This window comes from Paenirhodobacter huangdaonensis (assembly GCF_004022465.1).
Taxonomy (GTDB): domain Bacteria; phylum Pseudomonadota; class Alphaproteobacteria; order Rhodobacterales; family Rhodobacteraceae; genus Rhodobacter; species Rhodobacter huangdaonensis.
In genome coordinates this window covers 46415-57421 of record NZ_SAVA01000017.1, presented here as the reverse complement: position 1 = coordinate 57421, position 11007 = coordinate 46415, and the positions used below count along the sequence as shown (strand labels likewise).

At 70.3% G+C, this 11007-nt stretch carries 10 protein-coding genes; 5 read left to right on the top strand and 5 right to left on the bottom strand.

Annotation, left to right across the window (positions count from 1 at the left end):
- Positions 1-31: 31 nt before the first annotated feature.
- On the bottom strand, positions 32-844 hold the full coding sequence (locus EOW66_RS19050; protein ID WP_164881199.1) for an AraC family transcriptional regulator: 813 nt from the start codon (positions 842-844) through the stop codon (positions 32-34).
- A 112-nt stretch (positions 845-956) separates the two neighbouring features.
- Between EOW66_RS19050 and EOW66_RS19045 the strand changes: the two genes are divergently transcribed.
- Both EOW66_RS19045 and EOW66_RS19040 read left to right on the top strand, forming a co-directional pair.
- Positions 957-1517, top strand: a complete 561-nt coding sequence (locus EOW66_RS19045; RefSeq protein ID WP_128157905.1) for an NADPH-dependent FMN reductase — start codon at positions 957-959, stop codon at positions 1515-1517.
- Between the two features lie 66 nt (positions 1518-1583).
- Positions 1584-2543 (top strand): DMT family transporter, encoded by a 960-nt coding sequence (locus EOW66_RS19040; RefSeq protein WP_128157904.1) that lies wholly within the window; start codon positions 1584-1586, stop codon positions 2541-2543.
- On the opposite strand, the gene EOW66_RS19035 is transcribed toward EOW66_RS19040, so the two are convergent.
- Positions 2464-3123 (bottom strand): thiamine diphosphokinase, encoded by a 660-nt coding sequence (locus EOW66_RS19035; RefSeq protein ID WP_128157903.1) that lies wholly within the window; start codon positions 3121-3123, stop codon positions 2464-2466. The two genes, EOW66_RS19040 and EOW66_RS19035, sit on opposite strands and share 80 nt — an antisense overlap.
- A gap of 141 nt (positions 3124-3264) precedes the next feature.
- Here EOW66_RS19035 and EOW66_RS20475 point away from each other — a divergent pair, with 141 nt between their 5' ends.
- On the top strand, positions 3265-5694 hold the full coding sequence (locus EOW66_RS20475) for a hypothetical protein (protein ID WP_164881198.1): 2430 nt from the start codon (positions 3265-3267) through the stop codon (positions 5692-5694).
- Between the two features lie 58 nt (positions 5695-5752).
- Here EOW66_RS20475 and EOW66_RS19025 read toward each other — a convergent pair whose 3' ends face one another.
- Together EOW66_RS19025 and EOW66_RS19020 are read right to left on the bottom strand one after the other, a co-directional pair.
- Positions 5753-5989: a DUF2842 domain-containing protein gene (locus EOW66_RS19025; RefSeq protein ID WP_113900767.1), complete on the bottom strand. Its 237-nt coding sequence runs from the start codon at positions 5987-5989 to the stop codon at positions 5753-5755.
- Position 5990: 1 nt separating this feature from the next.
- On the bottom strand, positions 5991-7289 hold the full coding sequence (locus EOW66_RS19020) for an adenylosuccinate synthase (RefSeq protein ID WP_128157902.1): 1299 nt from the start codon (positions 7287-7289) through the stop codon (positions 5991-5993).
- Between the two features lie 199 nt (positions 7290-7488).
- Between EOW66_RS19020 and secG the strand changes: the two genes are divergently transcribed.
- Together secG and EOW66_RS19010 are read left to right on the top strand one after the other, a co-directional pair.
- Entirely contained in the window at positions 7489-7845 is a 357-nt protein-coding gene (gene secG, locus EOW66_RS19015; RefSeq protein WP_128157901.1) for a preprotein translocase subunit SecG, read from the top strand.
- 173 nt (positions 7846-8018) lie between these two features.
- Entirely contained in the window at positions 8019-9662 is a 1644-nt protein-coding gene (locus EOW66_RS19010) for a CTP synthase (protein ID WP_113900764.1), read from the top strand.
- A 257-nt stretch (positions 9663-9919) separates the two neighbouring features.
- Here EOW66_RS19010 and EOW66_RS19005 read toward each other — a convergent pair whose 3' ends face one another.
- A complete protein-coding gene (locus EOW66_RS19005; protein ID WP_128157900.1) occupies positions 9920-10858 on the bottom strand; it encodes a LysR family transcriptional regulator in 939 nt (312 codons plus the stop codon).
- Positions 10859-11007: the final 149 nt, after the last annotated feature.

Sequence of the window (11007 nt, the reverse complement as noted above, 5' to 3'; positions counted from 1 at the left end):
GGGGGCGCTGCCCCCTCGGCCCTGACGGGCCTCACCCCCGAGGTATTTCAGGCAAGGAGAAAGACGGGCTGCCGGCTTCGGCACCGGGCAGCGTGGCGCGGCTCAGATGCGGCGGCTGCCCGGTTTCACGGGTGAACATCGCGGTGAAGGCCGAGGGGCTGGCATAGCCGAGGTCATAGGCGATCTGCGTCACCGGCCGGCCGGCGGCGAGGGCTTCGCGCGCGCGCGCGATCTGCAGCCGGCTGCGCCAGCGCGCGAAGGAGAGCCCGGTCTCGCGCAGGAACAGCCGCGCCAGCGTGCGCTCGGCCACCGCCGCGGTGGCAGCCCATTCGGGCAGGCTGCGCCGGTCGGCGGGATCGGCGACGAGCGCCTCGGTCACCCGCCGCAACCGCGCGTCACGGCCAAGCGCGAGGCCCGGCGCAAGATCCCGCGCGCGGCAGATCTCGTCGGCCAGCACCTGCATCGCGCGCGCATCTGCCGCGCTCCAGGGGGTCCCGGGGTCAAGCGCGATCGCCCGCAGCACCAGCTCGCGCAGCAGCCCGGCAAGCGGCAGAACGGCACTTTCCCCCGGCAGGCCGGGAAAGGCCGCGGGGTCGAGATAGGCCACGCGCACCGCGCTGCGCTCGGTGTAGTCGGCAGCATGCGGCACACCGCCCGGCAGGAAGGCCGCCTGCCCCGGCGGCACCGAAAACACCCGGTCATCGAGCCCGATCCGCATCGCCCCCGAAAGCAGGAAGATCAGCTGCGCGCGGGCATGCGAATGGCGGCCGACATGGGCGCCGCGGGCATGGGCGCGCGACAGCGCAAGGATCGGGTTCAGCGTGGGACCGTCTTCGGGCAGCATGTCCGTTCCTCCGCAGCATTTGGCTGCTTCACGAAAGCGGATAGCACATCCGTCGATATATAGCCATCCGCAGGGCCGGGCGAGACGGCCGAAGACAAGGACGAGACAGACCATGACCACCCCCTACCGCCTGCTGGGCATCCCCGGAAGCCTGCGCCAGGCCTCCTATTGTGCCGCCGTGCTCGAGGCGATCGCCGCCGAGATCGCGCCGCGCGCCGAGACCGCGACGGCGCAGATCGGCGCGCTGCCGCTTTACAATCAGGACCTCGACATCGAACCGCGCCCCGCGCCCGTTGCCGCGCTGCGCGCCGCGATCGAGGCGGCCGAGGGGCTGATCGTGGTCTCGACCGAATACAACCACGGCACGCCCGGGGTGCTGAAGAACGCCATCGACTGGGCCTCGCGCCCGGCCTTCGCCTCGCCGCTGAAGGACAAGCCGGTGCTGATCGTCACCTGCTCGATGGCCTCGACCGGCGGGGTGCGGGCGCAATACCAGCTGCGCGAGGCCTTCGCCTCGACGCTGTCGCGCCCGGTCGCGACGCCCGAGGTGGTGATCGGCGGCGTGCATCAGCGCATGACCGCGGGTCGTTTCACCGACCGCGCGGTGCTCGATTTCGCCGCCGCCGCCTGCACGCGGCTCTTTGCCGAGATCGAGCGCGACCGGCGCGGCTGAACCGCGGCACAGGGCGTCGTCACTTTCAGGATGGACGGCGCCCGCGCGGGACGATAGCGATTCCGGATGACCCGTCCGGACCGCATCTTTCCCGGCATCGCCCTGATGCTCACCTTCTGCGCGCTGGCGCCGCTGATCGACGTGGCCTCGAAGCTGGCCGCGCAGGCGGTGCCGGTGGGCACGATCACGCTTGGCCGCTATATCGTGCAGGGGCTGCTGATGGCGCCGCTCGTCGTGGCGCTGCGGCTGCCGTTGCGGATCGGCGGGCGGGTGCTCGCGCTGAGCGTGGCACGTGCCTTCGTCTCGATGACCGCGACCTATTGCTTCGTCGCCGCGGTGCAGGTGATGCCGATCGCCGATGCCCTCGCCATCGCCTTCGCCGAGCCCTTCGTGATCCTGTTCATCGGCCGTTTCGTGCTGCATGAAGAGGTCGGGCCGCGGCGCATCGCCGCCTCGGTGGTGGGCTTCATCGGCGCACTCTTCGTGATCCAGCCCTCATTCACCCATTTCGGCGCGGTCGCCTTCTTCCCGCTCGGCACGGCGGTCAGCTTCGCGCTTTACATCCTGCTGACGCGGGCGCTGTCGCGCGATGTCGACCCGGTGGCGATGCAGTTCCACACCGCGGTTTTCGCCACGCTGCTGTGTCTGCCGCTGCTGGCACTCGGCGGGATGGCGGGGCTCACCGAGCTGAGCTTCGGCCGGCCCGAGGGGATCTTCTGGCTCTGGTGCGCCTGTGTCGGCATCGCCTCGACGGTGAGCCACATGGCGATGAGCTATGCGCTGTCCTTCGCCCCCTCCTCGACGCTCGCGCCGCTGCATTACTTCGAGATGCTGACCGCCACGCTCTTCGGCTATCTGGTCTTCGGCGATTTCCCGAACCTGCTGACCTGGGTCGGGATCGCGATCATCACCGGATCGGGGCTTTACATCATCCACCGCGAGCGCGTCACCGCAGCCCAAGCGCGGCGAGCACCGCGGCCAGATGCCGCTTCGGCAGCAGCACCAGCATCTCTCCCGCCAGGCTGAGCCGCACCGGCCCGCTGACCTCGTTCGAGGTGCCGACGCGGCCGGCGGGGGTGAAGTTCAGCCCCTCGATCGGCCAGCGCAACCCTTCGGCCGTGCCAGAGGCGGGCCCGAAGGGGAAAAGCGAGAGCCGCTCGCCCAGCGGCAGATCGAGCGCGATCTCGGGCGGGGCGCGGAAGATCAGCTCGTCCTCGGCGATCAGCACCACGGCCCGGTCGGGGCGTTGCGCCAGATCGCTGAGCGCGGCAAGGGTGTGGTCGAGCCGGAGCCCGGTGAAGCCGAGCCCGATGAAGAACCGCGCCCCGACATAGGTCAGGCATTTGCCGAAATCGGTGCTGTCCTGCTCGGCGATGCGGTGCAGGCGCGCAGGGCCGATCGCCGCCGCCCCGGCCGGGCTCAGGCTGTCCATGTCGCCGATCACCGCCTCGGGCATCAGCCCGAAGGCAAGCGCCCGGTCGCCGCCGCCATCGGCCGCCACCAGCGCCGGCGCCAGCGCCAGCGCCGCGTGCAGATCCGCCGCCTCGACCGCGCCGCCGCCAAGCAGGGTCACCCCGCCATGATACTGGACAATGTGTCTTTCCATGCCATGATTGATGGCGATTAAGGCAGAAAAGCACAACCGCGACCGGAAAAATTCCCTGCATTTGCCTTTTTCCGTTCACGGGAAAGCACCAGTTCGACACGATCATGGTCGGAACCGGATCTAGTAGAAAGTGAGCGTTCCATGGTTGGTGCAAGCAAGATTCTCACCGTCTCCTACGGCACCTTCTCCTGCACGCTGGAGGGGTTCGACGAGCCGTTCAACACGATGAAGGCGATCGCGGAATACTTTCGGGATCTGGCCGCCGACGACCGCTATTTCGGCGCCGAACCACCGCAACCCGACGCCGAGATGCTGCACCGCATCGCCGAACGCGAGATTCAGCGCCGTGTCGAGGCGAAGATCCAGCGCAACGGCGTGATCCTGCGCCAGGCCGAGGCGACCCCCGCGCCGGCCGAGATCACCGCCGCGGCGCCGGCACCCGAGCCCGCGGCGACAGAGCCTGCGGGGACCACGCCCACCATGGCCGCAGCGCCCGAAGCAGCGCCCGCGGTGACGGAAACCACCGTGCCGGAGGCCCCCGCGCCGGCGCCGGAACCCCCGGCCGCGCCCTTCGTGGTGCCGCAAAGTGCCGATCCGGTGAGCGAATCGGTCGCAGCCAAGCTGCAGCGCATCCGCGCGGCAGTGGCCTCAGCCAAGGCGGCGGCGGCGGCCCCCGTTGCCGCGCCGGTCGAAGCGGCGATCCTGGCGGAACCCGCCACCATGCCCGAGCCCATGGCTGAACCCGTGTCCGAGCCGGTGGCAGAGATGTCCGAGCCGGTGGCGGAGATCGCCGAGGAGCCGGCCATCGAGGCGTCGATCCTCCTCGAGGAGATCGCCGCCGTCGCGGAACAGGCCCCGGCAGCCCCCGCCGAAGGGACCGAAGCGGCGACTGACGCGGCTGCCGGCACCGGGATTGAGACCGAGACCGCCGGGGAAACCACCGCTGCGGCGCCGGAAACGGCGACGGATCGGCCCGAAGCCGAGGAGGACGCCGCGGCCGAATCGACCGGGACGCCCGAAGAGGCGCCGCATCTGAGCTGGGCCGAGCGCCGTGCCGCCCGTCGCGCGGCGCAGCTTCCGGCGCAGGAGGCAGCGGCCCCCGAACCGGCCCCGGCCGAAGCGCCTGCCGCTGCGGTGGCCGAGGCCGCGCCGAAGCCCGAAGCCCCGCGCCCGCCGCAACGGGCCCGCGTCATCAAGGTGCGCCGAATCGAGCCCACCCCGCCGGCCGGGGCGCCCGCCGCACCCGTTGCCGCCGAGGCCCCGGCCGAGACCGCCAGCGAGGAGATCGCGGCGCGCGTCGCCGCGCGCCTGGACGCCGAAACCGTGCCGGCAGAGGCCGACGCGCCGGCGCTGTCGGCCGAGCAGGAAGCCGAGCTGATGGCCGAGCTTGCCGCGCTCGAGCAGGATTTCGATGCCACCGACAGCGACGAGCTGCCCGGTGCCGACACCGAAGCCGCGCTGGCCGCCGCAGCGGAGGACTGGGATTTCCCCGAGGAGCCCGACGAGGGGATCGCGGCGACGTCGGCCGCCCCCGAGGAGATCGACGCGGACACGATCGCCGCCGCGCTTGCAGCGCATCTGGCCGAGCCCGCGCCGGCCGCCGGAGAGGCGATGTCGCCGGACACCGCCGCCGACGCGATCGAACCCGAGGAGTTGGCGGCGCAGATCGCCGCGATGCTGCCGACCGAGGCTGCCGCCGCCGCCGCGCCGGAGCTCGCGGCAGCGCAGAGCCCGGAGCCGGAAGAAGCCCCGCTCGCGCCGGCCGCCGAAGCGGCTGCGCCCGCCCCCGTCGCCCCGGTCACCCCGCGCCGCGTCACGCAAAAGCCCGCCGGGACCTCGCGCGACGCTGATGTGACGCGGCTGATGGAAGAGGCCGACGCCCAGCTTTCGGGCCACGAGAACCGCCGCCGGCTGTCGGCAATCGCGCATCTGAAGGCCGCGGTGGCGGCGACGGTGGCCGATCGGCTGGCCCGCGGCGGCCGCAAGGAAGAGACCCCCGACGACACCCGGCCCTATCGCGACGACCTCACCCATGCGGTGCAACCGCGCCGTCCGGTGCTGCACGGCACCACGAGCGGGCGTCCGGCGCCGGTCGAGCCGCGCCAGGCGCCGCTGGTCCTCGTCTCCGAGCAGCGCATCGACCGGACGCCGGCGATGCCGGTGGCGCCGCCGGCGGCGGTGACGCCGGTGCGGCCGCGCCGGGTCAGCACGGCGCAACTGCTGGCCGAGGACGTGCTGGCCGAAGACGCGCTCGCCGAAGACGACGGCCCCGCGCCGCTGAACGCGAGCGGCGCCGAGAGCTTTGCCGACTTCGCGCAGGCGCATGGCACCCAGGGCCTGTCGGATCTGCTCGAGGCGGCTGCGGCCTATACCGCCCAGATCGAGGGCCGGCCGCATTTCTCGCCGCCGCAGATCATGAGCAAGATCACCGCGATCGGCGCGGGCAGCTTCAGCCGCGAGGAGCGGCTGCGCAGCTTCGGCCAGCTGCTGCGTCAGGGCAAGATCGCCAAGGTGAAGCGCGGCCAGTACGCGATCACCGAACAGTCGCAGTATTTCGAAAAGCGGGCCTGACCACTGGCCCGGGCACAAAGAAAAACGGAGGGGCAAGCCCCTCCGTTTTGCGTTTGTCTCAGTCGCGTTTCGCGTCCGGATCGGGCTGGCCGACGCCGGTGAACACCGGCTTCAGCGGCAGCGCCCAGAGGATGCCGAGCCCGACATAGACGGCGAGCGATCCCCACCAGGGCATCATCCCCCACCGCGCCTCGGCCAGGTTCACCACGCTCACCGCGACGATGATATAGGCCGGCAGCCCGACCAGAAGCGCAAGCAGCGCCAGCCGCTTGCGGGTCTTGTAGCCGAGCGCCATCTCAGTCCGCGAAGGGGTCGGTGACGAGGATGGTGTCGTCGCGCTCGGGGCTCGTCGAGAGCATGGCGACCGGGCACTGGATCAGCTCCTCGATGCGGCGCACGTATTTCACCGCGGCGCCCGGCAGGTCGTTCCACGACCGCGCCCCCTCGGTCGATTCCTGCCAGCCCTCGACCTCTTCATAGATCGGCGTGCAGCGCGCCTGCGCCTCGGCCGCGGTCGGAAGATAGTCGAGCACCTCGCCATCGAGCGAATAGCCGGTGCAGATCTTGATCCTGTCGAAGCCGTCGAGCACGTCGAGCTTGGTCAGCGCGATGCCGTTGATGCCCGAGATTGCACAGGTCTGGCGCACCAGAGCCGCATCGAACCAGCCGCAGCGACGCTTGCGCCCGGTCACCGTGCCGAACTCGCGGCCACGTTCGCCCAGACGGTCACCGTCGGCGTCGAGCAGCTCGGTCGGGAACGGGCCGGCGCCGACGCGGGTGGTGTAGGCCTTGACGATGCCGAGCACGAAGTCGATCGCGTTCGGCCCGAGGCCGACGCCGGTCGCCGCCTGCCCCGCGATCACGTTCGACGAGGTCACATAGGGATAGGTGCCGAAGTCGATGTCCAGAAGCGAGCCCTGCGCGCCCTCGAACAGGATGCGTTTGCCGGCGCGGCGCATCTCGTTCATCACCTTCCAGACGGGCTTGGCATATTGCAGCACCGCGGCCGAGATCGCGTTCAGCTCCTTCAGCAGCGCGGCGCGGTCGATCGGCTCGAGGCCGAGGCCCGCGCGCAGCGCGTTGTGGTGGACCAGCGCACGATCGACGCGCTGCTCGAGCGTCGCCGGATCGGCGAGATCGGCAACGCGGATCACCCGGCGGCCGACCTTGTCCTCATAGCACGGGCCGATGCCGCGGCCCGTGGTGCCGATGCGCGCATTCGAGCCCGCCGCCTGCGCCTCGCGGGCGCGGTCGAGCTCGCCGTGGAACGGCATGATGAGCGGGGTGTTCTCGGCCACCATCAGGTTGTCGGGAGTGATCTCCACCCCCTGCTCGCCGATCTTCTTGATCTCGTTCAGCAGGTGCCACGGATCGAGCACGACGCCGTTGCCGATCACGCTGAGCTTGCCGCCACGCACCACGCCCGAGGGCAGCGCGTTCAGCTTGTAGACGACACCGTTCACGACCAGCGTGTGGCCCGCGTTGTGACCGCCCTGGAACCGCGCGATGACGTCGGCGCGCTCGCTCAGCCAGTCGACGATCTTGCCCTTGCCCTCGTCGCCCCATTGGGCCCCGACAACCACGACATTGGCCATATCCCACTCCTGCAGGGTTGTGAAAACCGCGCGACATATAGCCGGCGTGGCCCCGGGGGGAAACCGTTTTTCGGCCCCTTCGGCCAAGTTTGCGGCAGCGCACCGACGGACGGTCGCGGTTTCGCCGGGAAACGGCTTGCGCGGCGGCCCTCATACGCCTAGATAGGCGCGTCGGTTGAAAGAAGGCCCCGCACCCCTCATGGAAAACGTCGTCCTCTCCATCCACCTGATCCTTGCGCTGCTCCTGATCGGCGTCGTGCTGCTGCAGCGTTCCGAAGGCGGCGGGCTCGGCATGGGGAGCACCGGCGGCGTGATGACCGGCCGGCAGGCCGCAAATGCGCTGACCCGGCTGACCTGGATCTTCGCGGCGGGCTTCATCGTCACCTCGGTCACGCTGACCATCCTCGCCGCACGGTCGGCGATGGAGTCGTCGGTCGTCGACCAGACCACCACCGCGGCGCCCGCGACCAGCGCGCCCGCCACCCCGGCCGCACCGCCGATCGAACTGCCGCCGGCCTCGACCGACGCGCCGGTGACGCCGCCGCCCGCGAACTGAGCGGGCAGTCGCGCTCGCCCCGGACACCAGTCTTGGGGCAAAGCGTCACAGTTTACCCAATGTCTTGCGGTCCGGTTGCGGGCAGGCCGCGAATCGTGTAGATATTAAGCCCCGTGATCCCGGAGCATCGCTTCGGGATATGAAACAGGTTTTGGCTGATCACGGGGGCTTCCATGGCACGTTACGTCTTCATTACCGGCGGTGTTGTATCATCGCTCGGCAAGGGCCTTGCCTCCGCGGCACTGGGCGCGCTGCTGCAGGCGCGCGGCTTCTCGGTGCGGCTGCGCAAGCTCGACCCCTATCTCAACGTCGATCCGGGCACGATGTCGCCCTTCGAACATGGCGAGGTCTTCGTCACCGATGACGGCGCCGAGACCGACCTCGACCTCGGCCATTACGAGCGCTTCACCGGGGTGAGCGCGCGCAAGACCGATTCCGTGTCCTCGGGGCGGATCTACTCGAACGTGCTCGAGAAGGAGCGCAAGGGCGCCTATCTCGGCAAGACGATCCAGGTGATCCCGCACGTGACGAACGAGATCAAGGACTTCATCGCCGTCGGCGACGAGGAAGTCGATTTCATGCTGTGCGAGATCGGCGGCACGGTCGGCGACATCGAGGGCCTGCCCTTCTTCGAGGCGATCCGGCAATTCGCCCAGGACCGCCCGCGCGGCCAGTGCATCTTCATGCACCTGACGCTGCTGCCCTATCTTGCCGCGAGCGGAGAGCTGAAGACGAAGCCCACGCAGCACTCGGTGAAGGAGCTGCGCTCGATCGGGATCCAGCCCGACGTGCTGGTGTGCCGGTCCGAGCACCCGATCCCGGACAAGGAGCGGGCGAAGATCGCGCTCTTTTGCAACGTCCGGCCCGATGCGGTGATCCCGGCCTATGACCTGAAGTCGATCTACGAGGCGCCGCTCGCCTATCACCGTGTCGGTCTCGACCAGGCGGTGCTCGACGCCTTCGGGATCTCGCCCGCGCCGAAGCCCGACATGACCCGCTGGGAAGACGTGATGGACCGGCTGACCAATGCCGAGGGCGTGGTCCGGGTGGCGATCGTCGGCAAATACGTGCAGCTCGAGGACGCCTACAAGTCGATCGCCGAGGCGCTGACCCACGGCGGCATGGCGAACCGGGTGCGGGTGAAGGCCGAATGGATCGACGCCGAGATCTTCGAGCGCGAAGACCCCGGCCCGCATCTTGAACAGTTCAACGCGATCCTGGTGCCCGGCGGCTTCGGCGAGCGCGGCACCGAAGGCAAGATCCGCGCCGCGCAATATGCGCGCGAAAAGGGCATCCCCTATCTCGGCATCTGCCTCGGCATGCAGATGGCGGTGATCGAGGCGGCGCGCAACCTCGCCGGCGTGACCAACGCGGGCTCGGAGGAATTCGACCACGAGGCCGGCAAGAAGCGCTTCACCCCGGTCGTCTATCACCTGAAGGAATGGGTACAGGGCAACCACCGGGTCGAGCGCAAGCTCGATGACGACAAGGGCGGCACGATGCGGCTTGGCGCCTATACCGCGATCCTGAAGGAAGGCTCGAAGGTCGCCGAGGTCTATGGCACCACGCAGATCGAGGAACGCCACCGCCACCGCTACGAGGTCGACATCAAGTATCGCGACAAGCTCGAGGCCTGCGGGCTGGTGTTCTCCGGCATGTCGCCCGACGGCCGGCTGCCCGAGATCGTCGAGGTGAAGGATCACCCCTGGTTCATCGGCGTGCAGTTCCATCCGGAGCTGAAGTCGAAACCCTTCGCGCCGCATCCGCTTTTCGCCGGGCTGGTGAAGGCCGCGAAGGAACAGAGCCGCCTCGTCTGAGCAGCGCAAGACAGCACAGGTTGCGCCCCTGACGGGGCGCCCGAAGGAGGGGGCCCTGCCCCCTCTTTTGCTGCGCAAAATTCACCCCCGGGATATTTGATGCGATTGGAAGCCGAAGGGGCGGAGCCGCGGCTGGGCTTCTCGAGGCCTTTTCCGCTTCCAATCGCGTCAAATATCCCGGGGGTGAGCGCCGCAGGCGCGAGGGGGCAGCGCCCCCTGCTCCGGTTCCCGCAAGCCGCGCGCCGCGCGCCGCGCGCTCAGAGCCCCTCGACCCGCAGCGCGCCCTCAAGCCAGGGCGCCTCGGCCAGCGCCGGCGCGACGATGCGCGCGGCAAGCAAGCCACGCAACTGCCCCGCCACCCGCGCCGGCAGGTCCGCCATCGTGCCGGCCCGGGCGCTCAGCACGATCTTGCGCGCAAGCGGTGCGACCGGCAGCGGCGCCAGCGTCACCCCCGCCCGCGCGCCATGGCGCACCCCCGAAGGCGTCAGGATCGACCAGCCCTGCCGGGCCGCCACCATCGCGAGAATCGCCGGATAGCTGTCGATCTCGAAGCGGTGCGCCGGTGCCGCGCCCTCGCGCGCGAGATGGGCGGCGATCTGGCGGCCCATCAGCGTGCGCGGGCTGTAGTGCAGGAAGGGCAGTGCCGCGCCCACCTCGCCCTCGGGCCAGACCGCAACGAAGGGTTCGGTCAGCAGCGGCAGCACCGTCAGCCCCTCGCGGCTGCCGTCGATCTCGGCCGCCACCGTCATGTCGAGCGCGCGCGCCTCGAGCTGCGCCGCCAGCCGGTGGCTCGGCCCGGTCTCGAGCAGAAAACGGCAGGAGGTGAGTTCCGCCCCCATGCCGGCCAGCAGAAGCGGCGTCACCTCGGCCTCGAAATCCTCGATCATGCCAAGGCGAAAGCTGCGCAGCCCCGAGGGATCGGCCAGCCCCACCCCCGCCCGGCCGCGCGCGAGCTCGTCGAGCATCGCCTCGGCATGGGGCAGGAAGGCGCGCCCGGCCGGGGTCAGGGCGAAGGGGCGCGCACTGCGGTCGACGAGCTCGGCGCCAAGCGCCGCCTCGAGCGCGGCGATCTGCTGGCTGACGGTCGAGGCCGAGACCGCAAGCCGGCGCGCGGCGGCGGTGATCGCGCCCTCCTCGGCCAGCGCCACCAGCACCTCCACCGCCCAGAGGCTGATCCGCTCCCGCTGCCCCGCCATTCGCCGCCTCCTGCAATCCGCGCGCAGAATGCGCGGCCCCTGCCCGCTTTGGCAAGCCGCGATGCGCGGCGCGCGTGCATTCGGGCAAGGCGGCGGAACGCCCCATTGACGCAGGCCGCGGCACCGCTAGCCTGAGACCCGGATCGCGA

What these genes read in the sequence shown, in the direction of transcription:
- EOW66_RS19050 (WP_164881199.1), bottom strand. Translation starts at nt 844, where the DNA reads ATGCTGCCCGAAGACGGTCCCACGCTGAACCCGATCCTTGCGCTGTCG.
- EOW66_RS19045 (WP_128157905.1), top strand. Translation starts at nt 957, where the DNA reads ATGACCACCCCCTACCGCCTGCTGGGCATCCCCGGAAGCCTGCGCCAG.
- EOW66_RS19040 (WP_128157904.1), top strand. Translation starts at nt 1,584, where the DNA reads ATGACCCGTCCGGACCGCATCTTTCCCGGCATCGCCCTGATGCTCACC.
- EOW66_RS19035 (WP_128157903.1), bottom strand. Translation starts at nt 3,123, where the DNA reads ATGGAAAGACACATTGTCCAGTATCATGGCGGGGTGACCCTGCTTGGC.
- EOW66_RS20475 (WP_164881198.1), top strand. Translation starts at nt 3,265, where the DNA reads ATGGTTGGTGCAAGCAAGATTCTCACCGTCTCCTACGGCACCTTCTCC.
- EOW66_RS19025 (WP_113900767.1), bottom strand. Translation starts at nt 5,989, where the DNA reads ATGGCGCTCGGCTACAAGACCCGCAAGCGGCTGGCGCTGCTTGCGCTT.
- EOW66_RS19020 (WP_128157902.1), bottom strand. Translation starts at nt 7,289, where the DNA reads ATGGCCAATGTCGTGGTTGTCGGGGCCCAATGGGGCGACGAGGGCAAG.
- secG (WP_128157901.1), top strand. Translation starts at nt 7,489, where the DNA reads ATGGAAAACGTCGTCCTCTCCATCCACCTGATCCTTGCGCTGCTCCTG.
- EOW66_RS19010 (WP_113900764.1), top strand. Translation starts at nt 8,019, where the DNA reads ATGGCACGTTACGTCTTCATTACCGGCGGTGTTGTATCATCGCTCGGC.
- EOW66_RS19005 (WP_128157900.1), bottom strand. Translation starts at nt 10,858, where the DNA reads ATGGCGGGGCAGCGGGAGCGGATCAGCCTCTGGGCGGTGGAGGTGCTG.